Origin of the sequence: Marinospirillum alkalitolerans, from assembly GCF_045055655.1 — a bacterium.
Lineage (GTDB): Bacteria > Pseudomonadota > Gammaproteobacteria > Pseudomonadales > Halomonadaceae > Marinospirillum > Marinospirillum alkalitolerans.
On record NZ_JBANFI010000009.1, the window covers coordinates 16,278 to 34,640 of the forward strand.

Genomic DNA, 18,363 nt, shown 5'->3' on the forward strand with positions numbered 1-18,363 from the left:
GGAGTAATCATGGAACCCATAATGGCCCTGGTCGTTGGGCTCATGTATGCCGCAGCCATCTATATGATGCTCAGACGCAGCATTGCCAAACTCGTTATTGGACTGATGCTGCTGTCCAATGCCGCTAACCTGCTGATTTTTACTTCAGCAGGCATGACTCGCTCAGCCCCGCCTTTGATTCCAGAAGGCGCGATGGCACCTGAAGGTATCGTGGCTGACCCGCTGCCTCAAGCCTTGATTCTGACCGCCATCGTGATTGCCTTTGGTGTACTGGCCTTCTCGGTGGTGCTGATTCACCGCGCCTATGAAATCGTGAAAACAGACGATCTTGATCAAATGAAGGAAACTGATTCATGACCCTGGTGGCTCTCCCTATTTTTATTCCGCTCTTATGCGGTGCCCTCTCCCTTGTGACCTGGCGCAGTAGTCTGCTCCAGCGCTGGATTGCGGTTTTGGGCACGGCAGCTTTACTGGTTGCCAGTGTTTATCTGCTGCTGGCTGTGCGTGCAGAAGGCCATCTGGTCATTTATATGGGCCAGTGGGCCGCACCCTTCGGGATTACGCTGGTGGCCGATCTGCTGAGTGCGATCATGGTGGTACTCACGGGTATGATGGGTCTGGGTGTGGCCATCTACTCTCTGGCTACCACCTCTGAAACCTATGAGCGCTTTGGCTACTTCCCGCTGATGCACCTGCTGTTAGCCGGTGTCGCTGGCTCCTTCCTGACTGGGGACGTGTTTAACCTCTACGTGTGGTTTGAGGTGATGCTGGTGGCCTCCTTTGCGCTGCTGATTTTGGGTAGTGAGCGCTCACAAATGGAAGGTGCTATCAAGTATGTCACACTGAACTTGGTCTCCTCGGCGATCTTCCTCAGCGCGATTGGTCTGCTCTATGGTTTGGTGGGCACACTGAACATGGCAGATATTGCAGTCAAGCTGGCTGAGGTAGAATCAACCGGCATGGTAGATGTCATCGCGGTGATGTTTATGGTGGCCTTTGGCATTAAGGCAGGGGCCTTCCCGCTGTTCTTCTGGTTGCCTGCCTCCTACCACACGCCACCAGTGGCCGTTTCAGCCCTCTTTGCTGGCCTGCTGACCAAGGTCGGGGTCTATGCGCTGTTTCGCTTCTTCACGCTGATTTTCAACCAAAGCCCAGATTTCACTCATGAAATCCTTCTCTGGGGCGCAGGGTTGACGATGCTGACCGGCGTTTTAGGTGCGGCGGCGCAGTTTGAATTCCGCCGGATTCTGTCCTTTCACATTATCAGCCAGATTGGCTATATGATGATGGGGCTCGCCCTCTACACGCCCTTGGCGATTATTGGTGGTGTGTTCTATATCACTCACCATATTATCGTCAAAACCAATCTGTTCCTGATCAGTGGTGTCGCCCATCGTCTCCTGGGTTCCTATGATCTGAAAAAGCTAGGTGGCTTGTATAAAGAGCGTCCTCTGCTGGCGATCCTGTTCCTGATTCCCGCCTTCTCACTGGCTGGCTTGCCGCCCTTATCCGGCTTCTTTGCCAAGTTCATTATCATTCGTGCCGGTATAGAAGCTGAGGCTTGGGTCATTACCTTTGTCGCACTGCTGGTGGGCATGCTGACCCTCTACTCGATGACCAAAATCTGGGCTGAAGCCTTCTGGAAACCAGTACCTGAGGGTATCAGCACCGATAAGTTGACTGGCAAGGTCAAGGACTCCGGTCTGGTGTATCTGTACATTCCGATTGTGCTGCTGGCGATCTGCACCCTGCTGATCGGTCTCTATGGCCAGCCCATCTATGAACTGGCGGAAGCATCGGCCCAGCAACTGCTGAATCCTGCTGGTTATATTGAAGCCGTACTCGGTGGAGGTGCACAATGATTGCATTTATGTGGAACCTGCTGCTGGCCCTGATTTGGGTCGTGCTGACAGGGGCCTTCAACGGCTATAACTTCCTACTCGGCTTTTTACTTGGCTATGTTGCGCTGTCGATTTTGCAGCGCCATATTCCAATCCTGAATGGCTATTCACGACGCCTGCCTAATCTCATTCGCTTTGCTGGCTTCTTTTTTGTCGAGCTGGTCAAGGCCAATATGAAGGTGGCTTATGATGTGATGACCCCCATCTGGTATATGAAGCCAGGGGTGATTGCTCTGCCGCTGGAAGCCAAAACTGACTTAGAAATCACGCTCGTTGCTAACCTGATCTCTCTGACCCCAGGCACACTCAGCCTGGATGTGTCGGATGATCGTCGTGTTCTGTTTATCCATGCGATGTTTATGGAAGATGAGCAGGCACTGCGTCAAGAGTTGAAGGAAATGGAACGCCGTGCGTTGGAGATTCTCAGATGAACCTAGTGTTAACACTCACTTTCCTGATTATGAGCCTCGCCATGGTGGTGGTTTTTATCCGCCTGGTGAAAGGGCCAAGCCTACCTGATCGTGTAGTCGCGCTGGAGCTGATCGCCTCCATTATGGTGGGCATGATTGGTGTTCATGCCATTTATACTCAATCGAGTAGTTTTATTGATGTCGCGGTCGTGATGGCCCTCACCGCCTTCCTCGCCGCTATAGGTTTTGCACGCTTTGTTGAAAAAGGGGGCCAGCGCGATGATTGAATGGATCATTATGTTCTTACTGCTGTTTAGCAGTCTCTTTATGCTGTTGGCAGCCCTCGGGATTTTGCGTCTACCTGATCTGCCAACACGCATGCATGCCAGTACCAAGGCTGGAGCGCTGGGTGCCATCTTGGTAATGACGGCAGCAGCTCTCTTTTTTAGTGATTCACTGGTGGTCACCAAGGCCATCGCGGTGATTCTGTTTATCCTGATTACCGCACCGATTGCCGCTCATGCGATTGGTCGCGCAGGTTACTTTGTTGGTGTGCCAATGTGGGAAGGCAGTGTTAAGGATGAGTTGCAGGCCAACTATGATCCTAAAACACACCGCCTGCTCAGCGGCCTGGAAACCGCCGAAGAACTAGAGATCTACCGCAAGAATCTCGATATCAAGCCGCGCATCAAACCCAAGCGCAAAAGAAACAGTGATTTCTGATCTGCCCAGCCGCTCTTAATGAGCGGCTTTTTTTATTTCTTCTCGGACAGTGCAGCAGCAGAATTGGCGCCAGCTATAACAGGATAAGCTAGCGCGCGAGGAGAGGCTCCAGAGGCACCTAGTGTTGATAGAGCGCCTTGAGCTGATCAATGGCGGCAACTTCTTCATCGATCTGATCCATCGTCTCCGTCATCTGGCCGATCGTCTGAATACTCTTCTCCACCTCAACAGAAGTGGTCTGCGATGCCTCGGCAAGCTGCTGCATTTCATCGCTGAGTTGCTGCGCGCTTTCAGTAATACTCTGCATCGCAGTTTCAGTCTGCGCCAGCGTCGCTTCAATCGAGCTGATCGCAGCCGTCACCCCGTGAATGGTGGTGCCCGTTTCATCAAGGCTTTTCTGTGTATTCTGCGAGAGCTGGCGCACCTCATCGGCCACGACAGCAAATCCACGCCCTGCCTCTCCAGCACGCGCTGCCTCAATCGCCGCGTTTAAGGCCAGCAGGTTGGTTTGATCCGCAATGCCCGAGATGACCTTCAAAACAGACAAAACCTGCTCTGAGCTGGCTTGTAGACTCGTCACCTTTGACTGGAGTTGATCACGCTGGGCTGTCTGGCCCTCAATCACATCTGAAAAGGCCTGAAACTGCGCTTGCATCCGATCCAAGGCCGCCCCTGTTGTTTGAGCGTAGCTGGCCACATGATCAAAGCTATGGACCATCGAGCGCAGCAGTGGACGATACTCCGTCAGCTGTTCTACTAAGGCAGCCTGCACGCGATTAATCTGCTCTTGGCTTTGCATCTTGGCTTCAAGAAAGTAGAGGCGGAACTGGCTATAGTGAATCGGAAACTGATCAACATAGGCATCGCGAAAACCCACTCCATCCGGCACTTGATACAGCAGCAAGGCAGTCAGCGTTTGATTCATATGCACGCCAAGAATTTCGCCAAAGGTTGAAAAACCCGCCACGGTCAGATCAGCAAAGCCTGGCATACGCTGGAGCTGGTCAGCATTATTCAGCCGGCGCAAAATGCAATCATTGGCCAGCATGGCAAAGGGCTGAACCGAATGCGCCGCCAGCTGCTGCTGAAAAGCCGCTTGCGTGGTAGCGACAAAATCCTTGGCTTTCACCAGATACAAACGGTCGCCAAAGCTGAGGTCACAGAAGAACTGGATAGACTGGTCTTGAATCGCGGCCACAGAACGAATAAACAACTCACCGCCGATCTCAACCGCAAAGGAATAGCCGGCCAGCTTGGCTTGCAAATCCTGAGGTGAGCAGCGCAGTTGCTCACACAAATAGGCCACTGGACTGACAACACGTGTGCTTTGATCTGGCATCACGCTATGCACAAGACGCGCTGTTTCGTTCGATTCAGCCACGATAAAGGACAGAGGGGTCTTTTCAAAATTATGTGTTTTCAGCAGGCTATAACGGATCTGGGGTGCCAGCTGCACAAACACCACCACCGCTTGATGATGAGCAACCTCTTGGCCGTTATGCACCAAAGCCTGCTGGAAATCCAGCTTGCCACCGGCAGAGCCACCAATGAAGTAACAGGGAAAGCGCTCGCTGGCATAGAGCGCCTGCATAAAAAAGCTCTCACTGCTGGTCAAGCCATCAATAAAGGTCAGCGCCAGCGTCTGGTGAAAATCAACATCAAAGGGCAAACGCAGCTTGTTCAGTTCGGTCTTAATGGCCTCGACGCGTTGCTGACGAGTCAAGCGCGGCTGACCAGCCAGAATATCTTCGCAATGCAAAGGCACTGAGGCCAGATGCACCTGCGCAAACACCTGATCACTGTAGCTTTGCAGCACGATATTATCCCAGGCCTGATCAGCAGGATGGTAAAGCTGGCTGGTGCAAGAACTCAGCTCCCCTGCCGTCATCACACTGACCAGCTCTTCTGCAAAGGGCATCGCCTGCTTAAGCTGTGCAACGGTTCTTTCAAAATCAAGATGCGGCGAGATAAACGCCAGCACCAGCTTGGTCTTGGCCTGATCAAACTGCAGCGCCTGCAAGCGGGATGCACTGATCTCGCGACTGCTGATCTGCAGTACCTTGATCGGCTGTGCCTCGGGCTGGGATGCTGCTCTTTTTTTGAACCAAGACATAAGGCTGACTCCATGTAATATTCATCTTAATCAACGATGAATATACCGCAGCCAAGCCGCAACGCAACCGCTCAAACAGATGTTTTTTCTACCTCAATCTAGCAAAATCAATTTTTTGGCTAGCCCAGGGTGAAAAGAAAGCAACTTTCACCGAGCAAGGCCAGCTTGGCAGAAAGCTGGCGTGAGGTTAGCCCAGTCGCATCCACCCCAACCGCCTTGCGTATCGCGAGGCTTAAGGCGCGTAAGGCCAATCAGCCGCATCAACACTATATAAAGGTGTCACCTTATGCTCAGCAGCCCAACGCTGGGTAAACTGCCCCTGTGGATCATAGGTGGCGGCCTGCTTGGCCAGATCAAAACGACGCAAACCTCGCGGATCGGCCCCCACGCCAGCCAGATACTGCCAATTGCCCCAGTTACTGGCTGGATCATAGTCGATCAGCTGCTGCTCAAACCAAGCCGCACCATAGCGCCAATCGATTTGCAGCTCATTCACCAAGCAGCTGGCCACTAGTTGGCGGCCTCGATTCGACATCCAGCCAATCTGTTTGAGCTGCTGCATGCAGGCATTCACCAGCGGCCAAGGGGTTTCTCCTTCACACCAGGCCTTAAAACGCTGCGGATAAAAGCTGGTCAGTGGTGCGCGGCCCTGAATTCCGCCAAAGTGAAATAAGGCCGCACCATGACGCAAAGCATAGAGCTGAAAATACTCTCGCCATAACAGCTCAAAATAGATCCAGTAGGTGGATTCATTCGCCCCCTGTTCCGCTTCATAGCAGCGCAAGGCCTGCAAGATCTGCCGTGGTGATAGGCTGCCTAACGCCAGCCAAGGAGAAAAGTGCGTTGAGGTGTACACCCCATCCAAAGCATTGCGTGTTTGCTTATACTGTTGGGCCGCGCCACTGGCAAAGTAGGCGGCCATCCAAGCCTGTGCGCCCTGCTCACCCGCCCAAGTATCAACAAGCTTGGATTCGGCCCTGCCATGACGCAGAAAATCTGGCCACTGCACTTCTTCACTGGCGGGTAACTGAAAACGCGTGTCAATTGGAGTCAGCCGCAAGGCGCTTAATTGCTCAGAATGCAGATGCGGTGCTTCAGGCAGCGACGCCACTGCGGGGACGGGTGGGCTGACCGGGAGCGCTTCAACACAACGGCGAAACTGGGTAAAGGTGGGAGGAAGATCCGCCAAGTCAAAAGGCAGCGCCTGCAACGACCACAGACGCTGCACAGCCTGGCTATAAAAGCGCACTTCTGGATGGGCTTGCTGCCAGGCGTGCCAAGCGCGGCTCTCTTCATCTGCAACTGGCTCGCTCATCCACACACTGCTGACCGAGCAGGCTTCCAATAAGGGACGCAAGCTGGTGCGCCAAGGTGCGCTGAGCAGGTAGAGCTGTTGCTGTGGCGGCAGGCGGGCTTGAAAGGCACGCAAATGTGCGGCCAACCAGGCCTGTCGATGTGCACCCAAACGACGCTGCGTCTGGGCCGAAGCGTGCAGCCAAGCTGGATCGAGCAGATAGACGAGAAGCAGCCGATCACACTGCGCTGCGGCTTGCTGAAGCAAGACATGATCCGAAAGACGCATATCCTGAGTCAGCAGTAGCAGGCCGGTTTTTGCCATAAAAGAGCCCTCATAGGTCACAGAGATGGTGAGTTCAACCCCGCACCATTTAAGCAGAGCTCATCTCTGCTGTCAGTGATTCCGTGATGGCTCTATCAGCTGGCTTTATTCACTGCTCTGCTCTTGATTCACGGCGCCCTCTTTATTCCCCAATCGACCCTGTTGCGCGCGCGCCGCTTCTTGAGTGGCCTGCCCAAAGGTGCCTTCACGCGCCTGAAGGCGTGCATGAAGTGCCGCCTTAGCCAGCATCTGCGCACTCACCGGTGCAGAGATAAAGAGAAACAAGGTGACCAGCAGCTCATGCACACTAAAACTGCTCTCCGCTCGCGTAAAGTAAAGCATCGAGGCAATCAGTAAGGAGCCAATACCTAAAGTCGTGGCCTTGGTCGGCCCATGTAAGCGCATATAAAAATCAGGCAGGCGTGCCAGGCCAATGGAGCCAATCAGCATAAAGCCGCCACCCAGCAGAATAAAAAAAGCGATCAGATAATCAAACACAGGCTGTTCCTCTCAGTCGACGAGGCGGTTATTCAATAATATCGCCACGCAGCAGGTATTTGCACAAGGCGGAGGTCGTCACAAATCCCAGCAGGGCGATCAACAGCGCCGCTTCAAAATACAAGGGTGATCCTAAAGAAAGCCCCAAGAGCAGAATCAGCGCCAGACTATTAATGCAGAGGGTATCAAGCGCCAAAATTCGATCGACCATCGAAGGTCCAGCCAATAAGCGCCCCAGATTAAGCAGCAGCGCAAGACAAATCAGCGCACAGGCCACATAGATCACCGCATTTAGCATCCAAAAATCTCCTGCAAAGGCCGCTCATAGCGTGTCTTAATGGTTTCGATCAGCAGCGCTTGATCCTCGACATGCAAAGCATGCACATAAAGGCAAGAGCGATCCGTCGAGAACTCACAGCTCACCGTACCCGGCGTCATCGACACGGTCATGGCCAGTAACGACAGCGGCACATCACCTTGCAAATCTAAAGGCACAGCAATGAAGGCTGGCTGCAACACATCCAAGCGCCCCAGCACCAACCGCGCAACATGCAGATTGGCGGTGACGATGTCATAGAGCACAAGCAAGAAATAGCCCAAGGCACGCAGGGGTTTTCTGACCTTGGGTTGTGGGTTTTGCAAGCCCCGCACCACGAGCGGAATACAAAGCGCTAAGGCCGCACCCAGCAGCAAGTGCGCAGGAGCGAGGGTATTATTGAGCAGTAACCACATCACAAACAGCAGCAGGCTATGTACTGGCATAGGCAGCCAGCGAAAACGAGGTTGAGTCAGCATCCGACCTCCTAAGTCTCTGACCAGATCAAAGGCTGAGGCGCAACAAACAGGGCTTCAGCGGCCAGAAAAGTGAATTCATACAAGGGCTCAGCAAAGATCACCATCAAGGGTGAACAGGCTAAAAGCAGCAGAATGGCCGCCAGCTGCGTCCAGTGCATCCGCGGTGCCTGCGTCTCGCTTGCAGACTGGAGACTCGCCTCAGCACGCCAAAAGAGGCTCGAACCAGCGCGACTAAAAGTGATGATCAGCGCCAAACTGCCCAGCAGTATCCAAGGCCAGATCCACAGTCCATGGCTCACACTGGCTTGCAGCAACAGCAGCTTGCCCATAAAGCCCGAGAAGGGCGGCAGGCCGATTGCCACCAAGGCGGCCACAAAGAACAAACCACCCAACCAAACAGGCTGACGGACCGCCGGCCCTGCCTGTAAAGCATCCTGACCGCGCTGCTGTAGGATCACATCAGCCAGCAGGAACAAAGCAGCACTGATCAGTGTGGAATGCACCAGATAATAAAGCGCAGCCCCTAGCGCCTCAGGTGTCTGCAAGGCCGCAGCGAACACCAGCGTACCGACAGAAAGTAAAATACTATAGGCCACCAGGCGTCTTAACTGCTGGCTTGCTAACAAGCCCACAATCGCAGCCACCAGCGTTAATCCGGCCAAGGGCCATAGCCAAGGCTGCACCAATCCCGCCAGATCACCGGCAGCAGGGCCAAATAGCTGGGTATGAACCCGATAGATCGAATAGAGCCCCACCTTGGTCATTATCGCAAATAACGCGGCCACCGGCGCACTGGCGGCCGAATAGGTGGCAGCCAGCCAAAAATGCAAGGGCAAAAGCGCCGCCTTCAGCGCAAACACCGCCAACAGCAGCAAACCCGCAGCCTTGACTAAAGGCTGTTGATCTTCACTGACCTGCTGCACCCGCACCGCCAAATCAGGCAGACTCAAGCTACCCAGCGTAGCGTAGAGCAAGCCCAGCGCCAGCAGAAACAAGCTCGATCCAACCAGGTTTAAAATGACATAATGCACACCAACGCGTGCCCGCTCACGCCCGCCACCATGCATCAGCAAGGCATAGGAGGCCATCAGCAAAATCTCAAAAAAAACAAACAGGTTAAAGATATCGGCGGTTAAAAAGGCGCCCTGAATCCCGGCGACTTGAAACATCACCAGCGGATAAAAGTAGCTACCTGTCTTATCTTCACCTGCACAGGCATAGAGCAGCACAGCCAAGGTCAAGAGGCTGGTTAAGACCAGCATCAGGCTCGCCAGCCGATCAAGATAAAACAAGATGCCATAAGGCGGAGCCCAGCCACCCAGCGCATAGTAACTGGCACCTTGCTGATGGGTGGTCACCAGCAGCACAAGGCTCACCGCCAACAGCAAGACACTGCTGACCAGTACCAGATTACGCCGCCGCGTGTTCGAGCGAGCAAAAGGCAGCAACAACAGACTGCCGGTCAAAAAAGGCAACACCACCGGAGCCAGCATCAAATGCACCATCATGACTGGCGATCCTCAGCAGCAGCCTGACCATCGACCTGATCACTGCCCTGATCCACATAGGCACGAATCGCCAAGACCAGCACAAAGGCCGTCATCGCAAAGCCAATCACGATCGCGGTGAGGACCAAGGCTTGAGGCAAGGGGTCCGCCATTGTCGGCGTGGCCTCCAGTACCGCCGATGCACGCAGAGTCAGACGTCCGCTGGAGAAGAGAAAAAGGTTCACGGCGTAGGACAAGAGCGTGATTCCCAGCACAACCGGAAAGGTGCGCGCACGCAGTACCAAAAACACACCGCAAGCGGTCAGTAAACCAACACAAAAAGAAAAGAGGGCTTCCATCTAGCGGACTCCTTGAATCACATTAGCCGGATCGAGCTTACCCAGATGGGCCAGTATCATCAGCGTTGCCCCAACCACCGTCAGGTACACACCCAGATCAAATAACATCGCGCTGGCCAGCTCAAAAGAGCCAATCAACGGCAGGTGGAAATAATCAAACCAAGAAGTTAAGAAGGCTTGATCAAACAATAAGCTACCCAAACCAGTCGACAGCGCGATCAGCAGACCACCACCAATCATCCACTGATAATTCAAATGCAAGCGCTCTTTGACCCATAGGATGCCATGGGCAATATACTGCTGCGTCAAGGCGATGGCCGTAATCAGGCCGGCAATGAATCCGCCCCCAGGCTGATTATGTCCACGCAGGAAGATATAAACAGAAACCAGCAAGGCCAAAGGCAGCAAGCTTTGTGATACGGTTGCCAGCAGCATGGGATAGCGCTCTTGCGCCCACGCATAGCCGAGCGGTGATTGCGTTGGGAGCGTCGGTTTTAATCCCGTCAGCAGTTTATAGATACCCAGTGCGGCAATACCCAGCACCGCGATTTCACCCAGCGTATCCGTGCCTCGAAAATCGACCAGAATCACGTTGACCACATTGGTGCCGCCCCCACCTGAGTAGCTGTTCTCCAGAAAGTAACCTGAGATCGACTCAAAAGGACGGGTGATCATCGCAAAGTTCAGCGTTCCGACCACCGCACCCACACTTCCCGCAAGAGCCAGATCACGCCATATCCGCCAAGGAGCAGACTCTGCACGCCCTTGCTGAGGCAAGAAATACAGGGCGAGTAAGAACAGAATCATCGTCACTACTTCAACCGAAATCTGCGTTAACGCCAGATCTGGGGCTGAAAAACGCACAAAGGCCAGCGACACCATCAATCCCACCAAAGACAGGGTGAGCAAGGCCAGCAAGCGCTGATGATGCACCACCACTGTCGCCAGCGCCCCAAGGCTGAGCAAGAGAGCCACCACCCAGCTGACGCCATCAATCGGCTGTAAGGGCTGCTGCGCCAAGGGCAGGCTCAGTGTCGCGATGGGCTGCGCCAGCAGCAGCAAAACGCCAATCAGCATCCACGCCAGATAACGCTGTAAGGAGGCATTTTCTAAGCGCTGATGCCAAAGTTGTGCCCGCTTGACCAAGCCTTGTATGCCCGCCTCAAAGACCAGCTTGGCATCCAGATCTGGCGTGCGCTCACGAAAAGCAAAGAGGCGCTGACGCGTCATAAAGATCAGCGTTCCTATCAAAAAAGCCAGCAGGCTCAAACCCAGCGGCCAGTTCATACCATGCCATAAAGCCAGATGGGGCGAGCTGAGTTCAGGCTGCGCGGTGATCACGGCCAACATCACCAAAGGCTCGGCCAACTGCGCTGGAAAGAGCCCGAGCGCTAAGCACAAGAGCGCCAGCAGTGCGACAGGCAGGAGCATCATCCTCGGTGGTTCATGAGGCGTGGTGGGCAGTGGCCCCATCGGACCCGCAAAAAAAACGCCATAGGCAAAGCGGACCGAATAGGCCACCGACAAGGCCGCACCTCCAGTCACCAGAACGGGCAGCAACCAGCTCAGACTGCCCCACTGGGTTTGGTTCAGTGCTTCAGTAAGCAGCATCTCTTTGGAGATAAAACCATTCAAGGGTGGTACCCCCGCCATGGCTGCCGCAGCAATCAACGAGAAGGTGGCCGTCAAAGGCAGGGCGCTGGATAAGCCGCGCAGAACACGCAGATCTCGTGTGCCCGTTTCATGGTCGATAATGCCCGCGCTCATAAATAACGCCGCTTTAAAGAGCGCATGATTCAGCAGATGAAACAAGGCAGCAACCAGTGCCAGCTGGGTATTCAACCCCATCAACAGGGTGATCAAACCCAAGTGACTCAAGGTCGAGTAGGCCATCAGCCCCTTCAAATCGGTTTTGAACAGGGCCAGATAAGCCCCTAGCAGCAAGGTCGTTAACCCTGCACTGGTGAGTAACCACCCCCAAAGTTCTGTTCCCGCTAAAAGAGGATAAAAGCGCGCCAACAAAAAAAGCCCCGCCTTTACCATGGTCGCTGAATGCAGATAGGCACTCACGGGTGTCGGTGCAGCCATCGCGTGAGGGAGCCAAAAATGAAAAGGAAATTGCGCAGACTTGGTGAAGGCCCCAATCAGTACCAGCACCAAAGCCAGCGGATACAAGGCCTGCTCGCGGATCAGATCACCACTGGCCAGCCACACACTGAGTTCATAGCTGCCCACCCAATGCCCGATCAACAGCAGACCCGCCAACAGCGCCAAGCCACCCGTCCCAGTGACCGTCAGAGCCATCCGTGCTCCTTTACGCGCCGCACTCTGCTGAAACCAAAAGCCGATCAGTAAAAAAGAGCTGATACTGGTCAGCTCCCAGAAAAACCATAGCTGAATCACGTTGCCGGATAACACGATACCCAGCATCGCACTCATAAAGAGCAGCAAATAGCTGTAAAAAAGTCCCAGATTATCTTTCTGCGCCAGGTAATAGCGTGCATACAACAGAACTAAAAGACCAATGCCCAGAATCAAGAGTGCAAATAACAGGCTCAAACCATCCAGATAAAAAGTCCAGTTCAACCCGATGCGAGGTAACCAGCTATAGGTAGCGAGGATGGGACCTTCGGCCAGTAAAGTTGGCCACTGATTGAGTAGCAACAACAAGGCGCTGCAGGGTGCCAGTGCACTCAATGAAGCGCACCAGCCACGCGACCTTTTCATCAATACCAGTGGAACCAGCGTGCCCAGCAAAGGCAGCAGCAAAATCCACATCAAAGCCATAGCAAAGATTCCTAATGAGGATAAGAAGTAGCAAGAGAAGTCAAAAAAGAAGAGGACAAGATGTCGATGACACGCTGGCCCTGGCTCGCGCCTTGGTCAGACGAGCAGCCGGTTTTATACCTTTTGGATGAGTAAAAGTCTATTGCTCCCTTTGTCGCACTTGACTCATAGCCCAGTCAACTCAACCAGGCCGTTTGCGATCAAGGGATCAAAAAAGGCGGGCTAGCAAAGCTGTCACCGCTGTTTCAACACGCAGGATGCGCTCACCAAGCTGCACAGGCGTAAAGCCTGCTGCGACCAGCTGATCTATCTCGTAATCCACAAACCCCCCTTCTGGCCCGATGGCCAAGGTGACAGGTTCAGTCAAGCCGCGCGGGCAAGCAGCATAAGGACCAGGATGGGCCACCAGGCGCAAAGAACCCTGGCTCAAGGCTGGTAACTGATCCTCAACAAAAGGCTTGAAGCGTGTTTCAAGATGCACCTGAGGCAGATGGGTATCACGCGCCTGCTCAAGTCCCAGCAATAGATGGTGATGGATTTTTTCCGGCTTGAGCTCTGGCGATTGCCAAAAGCTTTTTTCAACTCGCGCCGTGTGAAGCAGGTGGATGTCCTTCACTCCCAACGCAGCCACATGCTCAAGACTGCGGGCCAGCATCCGAGGGCGTGGCAAGGCCAAAAGCAGACGCAGCGGCAAGGGGGCAGGTGAGGCACGATCCAACTCCACTCTCACACGGGTCAGATCAGGACGATGCTCAATGACTTCAGCCTCACCCTGCAAACCATTGAGCAGGCCAGCTCGCAGGCGATCGCCTCGCTGCACCCGATTGACTTGATGAAGATGCTGATGGCGACGATCGGTCAGTAAAGCTTCGCCCTGATCGGAGATTTCATCTGCACGCAGCAGGAGAAGATTCATGCCGATTAACCAAAGACACAGGCATGGGGGGCATTATTGGACAGCGCTTGCTGCAAAAAGGCCTCCAATGCCTGTCGATCCTGCTCAGCCAAGCTGGCCAGCGCAAGAGTGACATGAAATTCTTTTTGTGAATAACGACGACAGGATTTGACCTGAAGCCGAGCTTCTATCTGCTGTTGTCCATCGACTAAAAGCTGTGCCGCTAGCTCGACCTTCTCATCTGGGCGATGATGCGCCGTGCGCGGTACGATTTTAGGGATATCGCCTGCTTGGCAACGCAAGCGTAATAATTCATTAGAGAGTTCAAAGGCTTCGGTAGTAAAAACCTCACCTTCTACATCAAAGCGCACCTGAAAATCCAAACTCAGTAAAGGGTAGCGACGACGACGAACAGGGGACGCCGCACCCGATAGGGCATGCAAAGAAGCGGGTATCGATGTCGTAGAGAGTTGGGCTTGTGACATAATCTTTCCTCGATAGAGTCTCTAACCAAAAGCAAGAGTGCGATCAGTGAGCCATCATATTGTAATGATATCTAACCACAAGATTCTACCTATCTTGACCCTAGAAGATGTAAAGTCAGGTGATAAAAAGTAGTCTTTTACTGATCTCTGCCTCAATCAGCCTCGATCCAGCAGTCTCAAGGAGTTCCACTATGCGCTTTACACTTCAACTCAGCATCCTCCTGCTGACCTGCCTGCTTCTTCTCAACCATGCCATCAGTAGCGAGCGCCACATTCAATCCTTCGATCTGGAACATCGTAGCGCGCTTGAAGTCAGCAGCCAGTTACAGCCTCACCTTTCTGATCAAGTCCGCATCAGCCATCAAGGGCAGCGCTTGATTCTCAGCGGCCCTGCTGATGAGCTCACCAGCTTACGGCAACTGATCGGCGAGCTGGATCAGCCTCTGCAGAATTATCGGGTTCTGCTCGTGCGCTCTACATCCAACCTTGCAGAGCAACGCCCCGGACGGCACATCTCAACACAGCGTCAGCAGGTTGAACAGCTGCGGCTGATTGAAGGCAGTACCGCACGCTTGAATCAGGACTTTTATCTGCCCCTGACATCGACCCACAGCTCAGGCCGTCCGACAGAAGAAGGTTACTTTCATCTGCAAGCCGGAACCCATGTGACAGTTCAGCCTCAAGGCCAGCGCGTTTTATTGACCTTTTCAACCCAGCAAGCAGCGCCCAGAACACAACAGCGCCGTCCTTCTCTCAGCAACCAACAGGCCGAAAAGTGGGCTGTCAGCGGCGTGGCATCAAGCCTGCTGATCACACCCGGAGAATGGATCAGTGCTGCCGCTCAGGAAGCAGGCCAACAGCAGAGCAGTTCCTCTTCTCAACGCCGCACAACCGCGCAAGGCATCTTCTATAACCTCTGTGTAGAACAAGAAGGACAAGGCAGCTGTGGCTTCTAGGAAACCTCAAACCAGTGCCGATCAAAAATAGAAAACAGGATGCATTAGAGGCAAGTAGATACAAAAAAGCTGACATCAAGGTCAGCTTTTTTGTGACTGTTGGTCAGAGGTTCTTTAATCGTCGTTATTAAACACCTGCCCATTCAGTACTTGGCGCACAACAGCATAGTCCTGCTGCGCTTCAGGCGTAAAATAGACAGTATAAAAACGTCGTTCATGGATGCGGCGCTGCGGATCCTGCTTATCGGGATAGGAGGCAAAAGTCGGCACCAGCGTAAAATGCAGTACCTTAGTACCGCTTTCCAGCACCACCTGACTCGTGCCATCTAGCGTGCGCATTTCTTGTGTTTGCTTGAGCGTATAGTGGGAGAGTTCCGTCACTTGATGGAGATTGATATATAAATGACTACTCAGGTTAATCAAGCGCCCTTTCGGGGTATCGTTACTTTTAAAGTGAATCGCTTTGCTTTTACGAATTTTCAGTAACATCGATAGACTCCTTTGCTTAGTCTAAGATCTAAATTAACCTAACAGGATCTCAAGAAGCAATCACTATTCGTGCTAGGATAGCGCCTGTAGCCAAAGCAGAATAACAAGGGGTCACGCGCCCAGTCATAGCGAGGTAGATATTTTGAGAGTCATTCGTAAATACGCCAATCGACGCCTCTACGATACATCACAGAGTCGTTACGTTACCTTGGAAGACATTCGCCAACTGATTATTGAGCGCGAAGACTTCCGCGTTGAAGATTCCAAAACAGGAGATGATTTAACACGTCATATCTTGCTGCAAATTATCACTGAACAAGAAAACCGTGAAGCAGAGGGCACCAGCAGCCCGATGTTCAGTAATAAAGTACTGCAGCAACTCATCCGTTTTTATGGCGACAGCATGCAATCCAGCATGGGTGGCTATCTTGAGCAGAGCGTCAGCGCTTTTATGGAGCAGCAGAAAATCCTGCGCCAACAGATGCAGCAAGCCATGCGCTCCAATCCCATGCAGGCCACCACGCCAATGGAGGTGATGCGTAAGATTGCTGAACAGAATCTGCTGCTGTGGAAAACCTTCTCTGGGCAGAACCTGCATCGCCCTGCCGCCAATGAAGGCGATGACCAACCATCCCGCTCAGATGACTAAGAAACTTCCTAAAGCGCACCTTTAAGCGCTGCCTGGCTGCCTCGTCGCATATAAAAAAGCCCAGTCCATCATAGACTGGGCGAAACAGCAGGCTTCAGACAGAGGGAGTCAGCTGTTACCTGGCTGTAAAACTGGGTCAGCTCAGCTGGGGGTTGCCATTTTAGTGGCTTGGCTTTTGATCACTTCGAGCTCTGCGGTCGCTTTCTCACGAGCTTCTGTCAGAATATCCATGTTATTCTTGAACAGACGACCAACGCGATCTTGCAGATCCTGCGCCATATTAAACTGGGCTTCCTGCAAACCTGCTGCATCCTTACCCTTAGCAGGACCATCCAGCTGCTTAGAAAAAGTTTCAACGCATTCAGTGTAAAAACGCGCCTGCTCACTGCCGAGCTTCTCCATCGCCTTCGCCTGAATCATCATGAGATTAGCGACGGGTTTGAACTGCTGACCATTCCAAGTTTCTTGATAGGGCTTCATCATGGACTGCATGTCGGAAAACATTTTATCAAACATAGTGTGCAACCTCCTGAGCAACGAAAATGATGGTTTGCTGCAATGCAACAACACAACTTCAATATAGTGCACCGCACAATAAGGGTCAAACCGTAAAAGCAAAAAAAGTGATTTATCTCGTAAAAACAACTTTTAAAGAAAGTTCGCCTTTAGAGCGCCAGCTCAACCAGACGAGACGCTCTTTTGTCCTTCGATGACCTTCTTGTTTGATCGCAGCCCTTCTCGATCACCGAGGACAAGCCCTGAAGCAAAAAATCTGCGATAATCCTCCCATTCTGACTTCTGAATTTGGTTGCCTCATAAAACAACCACCCTTTTTAGACCGACCCTTGAGATCACAGCACTTAGGAAATCATGATGAAAATTTTAGTCTTAGGCAGTGGCGGACGCGAACATGCACTGGCGTGGAAAGCGGCTCAATCAGCCGCAGTCAGCGAAGTTTTTGTAGCACCAGGCAATGCCGGTAGCGCCTTAGAACCCAAGGTTACCAACATTGATATCGATCCTTTGGATTTTGCAGCACTGGCTGACTTCGCTGAACAACAGCAGATTGCGCTAACACTCGTCGGCCCTGAGATTCCACTGGTAGCCGGTGTGGTGGATTTTTTCCAGCAACGTGGTCTTGCCATTTTTGGTCCAAGCAAGGGTGCAGCACAGCTAGAAGGCTCCAAAGCCTTTACCAAAGACTTCCTCGCTCGGCATCAGATTCCTACAGCAGAATACGCTGTGTTCACCCAGATTGATGAAGCCTTGGCCTATCTTGAGCAGAAAGGCGCGCCAATTGTGATCAAGGCGGATGGCCTGGCCGCTGGCAAGGGTGTGATCGTGGCGATGACACTGGCAGAAGCACAAGAGGCTGTCCGTGACATGCTCTCTGGCAACGCATTTGGCGATGCGGGTGCCCGCGTGGTCATTGAAGAATTTTTAGAAGGCGAAGAAGCCAGCTTTATCGTGATGGTTGATGGCGAACATGTGCTACCGATGGCCACCAGCCAAGATCATAAACGTGTTGGCGATGGGGATACCGGCCCGAATACGGGTGGCATGGGGGCGTATTCACCCGCACCGGTTGTCACACCAGAAGTCCATCAACGCGTGATGGAAGAGGTGATCTGGCCCACCGTACGCGGTATGGCCGCTGAAGGACATCCCTACACTGGCTTCTTGTATGCTGGCCTGATGATTGATCCAACAGGCGCGCCCAAGGTGATTGAATACAACTGCCGCTTTGGCGATCCAGAAACCCAGCCCATTATGATGCGCCTGGATTCAGATCTGGTCGTCCTCTGCCAAGCCGCCCTGGAGCAAAAGCTGGATCAAGTCAGCGCCGAGTGGAACCCCCAAGCCGCTTTAGGTGTGGTGATGGCGGCAGGTGGCTACCCCAATAATTACAACAAGGGGGATGTGATCAGCGGCTTGCCCAACACTGAACAGCCTCAGGTCAAGGTGTTTCACGCTGGCACCCAGCTGGTGGACAAGCAGGTGGTGACTTCTGGTGGCCGCGTGCTGTGTGTCACCGCCTTGGGTGATTCCGTCGGCGAAGCACAGCGCCGCGCCTATCAGCAGATCACCGACATCAGCTGGAAAGACGCCTTCTACCGTCAGGATATCGGCTATCGCGCCATTGCACGCGAGGAAGGCACAGAGTAAGCTGCATAGCGTTTTCTACTTGTTATTCATAG

General features: G+C 53.2%; 20 protein-coding genes. 8 read left to right on the forward strand and 12 right to left on the reverse strand.

All coding sequences use genetic code 11. From position 1 onward, the window contains the following. Positions 1-9: 9 nt before the first annotated feature. Genes V6U78_RS11960 through mnhG form a run of 5 tightly spaced genes read left to right on the forward strand, consistent with a single transcriptional unit; the run spans position 10 to position 3,034 of the window. Positions 10-357 (forward strand): Na+/H+ antiporter subunit C, encoded by a 348-nt coding sequence (locus V6U78_RS11960; RefSeq protein WP_405341178.1) that lies wholly within the window; start codon positions 10-12, stop codon positions 355-357. Beyond that, a complete protein-coding gene (locus V6U78_RS11965) occupies positions 354-1,862 on the forward strand; it encodes a Na+/H+ antiporter subunit D (RefSeq protein ID WP_405341181.1) in 1,509 nt (502 codons plus the stop codon). The genes V6U78_RS11960 and V6U78_RS11965 overlap by 4 nt, the downstream gene beginning before the upstream one ends. Next, positions 1,859-2,332 carry a Na+/H+ antiporter subunit E gene (locus V6U78_RS11970; protein ID WP_405341184.1) on the forward strand — a complete coding sequence of 158 codons (474 nt, stop codon included), beginning with the start codon at positions 1,859-1,861 and terminating at the stop codon, positions 2,330-2,332. The genes V6U78_RS11965 and V6U78_RS11970 overlap by 4 nt, the downstream gene beginning before the upstream one ends. Then, positions 2,329-2,598 carry a monovalent cation/H+ antiporter complex subunit F gene (locus tag V6U78_RS11975; RefSeq protein ID WP_405341187.1) on the forward strand — a complete coding sequence of 90 codons (270 nt, stop codon included), beginning with the start codon at positions 2,329-2,331 and terminating at the stop codon, positions 2,596-2,598. The genes V6U78_RS11970 and V6U78_RS11975 overlap by 4 nt, the downstream gene beginning before the upstream one ends. Then, complete coding sequence (gene mnhG / locus V6U78_RS11980) at positions 2,591-3,034, forward strand: monovalent cation/H(+) antiporter subunit G (protein ID WP_405341190.1); 444 nt, start codon at positions 2,591-2,593, stop codon at positions 3,032-3,034. The genes V6U78_RS11975 and mnhG overlap by 8 nt, the downstream gene beginning before the upstream one ends. Before the next feature lie 118 nt (positions 3,035-3,152). Here the strand turns inward: mnhG and V6U78_RS11985 are convergent, their stop codons facing one another. From V6U78_RS11985 to V6U78_RS12030, 10 genes are all read right to left on the reverse strand, one after another. Then, positions 3,153-5,147 (reverse strand): methyl-accepting chemotaxis protein, encoded by a 1,995-nt coding sequence (locus V6U78_RS11985; RefSeq protein ID WP_405341193.1) that lies wholly within the window; start codon positions 5,145-5,147, stop codon positions 3,153-3,155. A 232-nt stretch (positions 5,148-5,379) separates the two neighbouring features. Beyond that, the gene (locus V6U78_RS11990) at positions 5,380-6,765 is read right to left on the reverse strand and encodes a DASH family cryptochrome (protein ID WP_405341196.1); all 1,386 of its coding nucleotides are present in this window, start codon (positions 6,763-6,765) and stop codon (positions 5,380-5,382) included. A gap of 105 nt (positions 6,766-6,870) precedes the next feature. Beyond that, positions 6,871-7,263 (reverse strand): Na+/H+ antiporter subunit G, encoded by a 393-nt coding sequence (locus tag V6U78_RS11995; RefSeq protein WP_405341199.1) that lies wholly within the window; start codon positions 7,261-7,263, stop codon positions 6,871-6,873. Between the two features lie 28 nt (positions 7,264-7,291). Continuing rightward, positions 7,292-7,561, reverse strand: a complete 270-nt coding sequence (locus V6U78_RS12000) for a K+/H+ antiporter subunit F (protein WP_405341202.1) — start codon at positions 7,559-7,561, stop codon at positions 7,292-7,294. After that, positions 7,555-8,058 (reverse strand): Na+/H+ antiporter subunit E, encoded by a 504-nt coding sequence (locus tag V6U78_RS12005; protein WP_405341205.1) that lies wholly within the window; start codon positions 8,056-8,058, stop codon positions 7,555-7,557. The genes V6U78_RS12000 and V6U78_RS12005 overlap by 7 nt, the downstream gene beginning before the upstream one ends. A gap of 8 nt (positions 8,059-8,066) precedes the next feature. Then, on the reverse strand, positions 8,067-9,566 hold the full coding sequence (locus V6U78_RS12010; protein WP_405341208.1) for a monovalent cation/H+ antiporter subunit D: 1,500 nt from the start codon (positions 9,564-9,566) through the stop codon (positions 8,067-8,069). Further along, on the reverse strand, positions 9,563-9,904 hold the full coding sequence (locus V6U78_RS12015) for a Na+/H+ antiporter subunit C (RefSeq protein ID WP_405341211.1): 342 nt from the start codon (positions 9,902-9,904) through the stop codon (positions 9,563-9,565). The genes V6U78_RS12010 and V6U78_RS12015 overlap by 4 nt, the downstream gene beginning before the upstream one ends. Next, on the reverse strand, positions 9,905-12,691 hold the full coding sequence (locus V6U78_RS12020; RefSeq protein ID WP_405341214.1) for a monovalent cation/H+ antiporter subunit A: 2,787 nt from the start codon (positions 12,689-12,691) through the stop codon (positions 9,905-9,907). A 208-nt stretch (positions 12,692-12,899) separates the two neighbouring features. Beyond that, positions 12,900-13,607, reverse strand: coding sequence for a 16S rRNA (uracil(1498)-N(3))-methyltransferase (locus V6U78_RS12025; RefSeq protein WP_405341217.1), 708 nt, complete (start codon positions 13,605-13,607; stop codon positions 12,900-12,902). Between the two features lie 5 nt (positions 13,608-13,612). Further along, positions 13,613-14,071 carry a hypothetical protein gene (locus V6U78_RS12030; protein WP_405341220.1) on the reverse strand — a complete coding sequence of 153 codons (459 nt, stop codon included), beginning with the start codon at positions 14,069-14,071 and terminating at the stop codon, positions 13,613-13,615. 191 nt (positions 14,072-14,262) lie between these two features. Between V6U78_RS12030 and V6U78_RS12035 the strand changes: the two genes are divergently transcribed. Next, entirely contained in the window at positions 14,263-15,027 is a 765-nt protein-coding gene (locus tag V6U78_RS12035; RefSeq protein WP_405341223.1) for a hypothetical protein, read from the forward strand. Positions 15,028-15,141: 114 nt separating this feature from the next. On the opposite strand, the gene V6U78_RS12040 is transcribed toward V6U78_RS12035, so the two are convergent. Further along, on the reverse strand, positions 15,142-15,516 hold the full coding sequence (locus V6U78_RS12040; RefSeq protein ID WP_405341226.1) for a hypothetical protein: 375 nt from the start codon (positions 15,514-15,516) through the stop codon (positions 15,142-15,144). A 142-nt stretch (positions 15,517-15,658) separates the two neighbouring features. On the opposite strand from V6U78_RS12040, the gene phaR reads away from it, so the two are divergent. After that, the gene (phaR, locus tag V6U78_RS12045) at positions 15,659-16,165 is read left to right on the forward strand and encodes a polyhydroxyalkanoate synthesis repressor PhaR (RefSeq protein WP_405341229.1); all 507 of its coding nucleotides are present in this window, start codon (positions 15,659-15,661) and stop codon (positions 16,163-16,165) included. Positions 16,166-16,306: 141 nt separating this feature from the next. Here phaR and V6U78_RS12050 read toward each other — a convergent pair whose 3' ends face one another. After that, positions 16,307-16,681: a phasin family protein gene (locus tag V6U78_RS12050; protein WP_405341232.1), complete on the reverse strand. Its 375-nt coding sequence runs from the start codon at positions 16,679-16,681 to the stop codon at positions 16,307-16,309. A 357-nt stretch (positions 16,682-17,038) separates the two neighbouring features. On the opposite strand from V6U78_RS12050, the gene purD reads away from it, so the two are divergent. Beyond that, complete coding sequence (purD, locus tag V6U78_RS12055) at positions 17,039-18,331, forward strand: phosphoribosylamine--glycine ligase (RefSeq protein ID WP_405341235.1); 1,293 nt, start codon at positions 17,039-17,041, stop codon at positions 18,329-18,331. Positions 18,332-18,363: the final 32 nt, after the last annotated feature.

Coding starts and splice junctions, on each gene's coding strand:
- V6U78_RS11960 (WP_405341178.1), top strand. CDS start 10: ATGGAACCCATAATGGCCCTGGTCGTTGGGCTCATGTATGCCGCAGCC.
- V6U78_RS11965 (WP_405341181.1), top strand. CDS start 354: ATGACCCTGGTGGCTCTCCCTATTTTTATTCCGCTCTTATGCGGTGCC.
- V6U78_RS11970 (WP_405341184.1), top strand. CDS start 1,859: ATGATTGCATTTATGTGGAACCTGCTGCTGGCCCTGATTTGGGTCGTG.
- V6U78_RS11975 (WP_405341187.1), top strand. CDS start 2,329: ATGAACCTAGTGTTAACACTCACTTTCCTGATTATGAGCCTCGCCATG.
- mnhG (WP_405341190.1), top strand. CDS start 2,591: ATGATTGAATGGATCATTATGTTCTTACTGCTGTTTAGCAGTCTCTTT.
- V6U78_RS11985 (WP_405341193.1), bottom strand. CDS start 5,147: ATGTCTTGGTTCAAAAAAAGAGCAGCATCCCAGCCCGAGGCACAGCCG.
- V6U78_RS11990 (WP_405341196.1), bottom strand. CDS start 6,765: ATGGCAAAAACCGGCCTGCTACTGCTGACTCAGGATATGCGTCTTTCG.
- V6U78_RS12000 (WP_405341202.1), bottom strand. CDS start 7,561: ATGCTAAATGCGGTGATCTATGTGGCCTGTGCGCTGATTTGTCTTGCG.
- V6U78_RS12005 (WP_405341205.1), bottom strand. CDS start 8,058: ATGCTGACTCAACCTCGTTTTCGCTGGCTGCCTATGCCAGTACATAGC.
- V6U78_RS12010 (WP_405341208.1), bottom strand. CDS start 9,566: ATGATGGTGCATTTGATGCTGGCTCCGGTGGTGTTGCCTTTTTTGACC.
- V6U78_RS12015 (WP_405341211.1), bottom strand. CDS start 9,904: ATGGAAGCCCTCTTTTCTTTTTGTGTTGGTTTACTGACCGCTTGCGGT.
- V6U78_RS12020 (WP_405341214.1), bottom strand. CDS start 12,691: ATGGCTTTGATGTGGATTTTGCTGCTGCCTTTGCTGGGCACGCTGGTT.
- V6U78_RS12025 (WP_405341217.1), bottom strand. CDS start 13,607: ATGAATCTTCTCCTGCTGCGTGCAGATGAAATCTCCGATCAGGGCGAA.
- V6U78_RS12030 (WP_405341220.1), bottom strand. CDS start 14,071: ATGTCACAAGCCCAACTCTCTACGACATCGATACCCGCTTCTTTGCAT.
- V6U78_RS12035 (WP_405341223.1), top strand. CDS start 14,263: ATGCGCTTTACACTTCAACTCAGCATCCTCCTGCTGACCTGCCTGCTT.
- V6U78_RS12040 (WP_405341226.1), bottom strand. CDS start 15,516: ATGTTACTGAAAATTCGTAAAAGCAAAGCGATTCACTTTAAAAGTAAC.
- V6U78_RS12050 (WP_405341232.1), bottom strand. CDS start 16,681: ATGTTTGATAAAATGTTTTCCGACATGCAGTCCATGATGAAGCCCTAT.
- purD (WP_405341235.1), top strand. CDS start 17,039: ATGAAAATTTTAGTCTTAGGCAGTGGCGGACGCGAACATGCACTGGCG.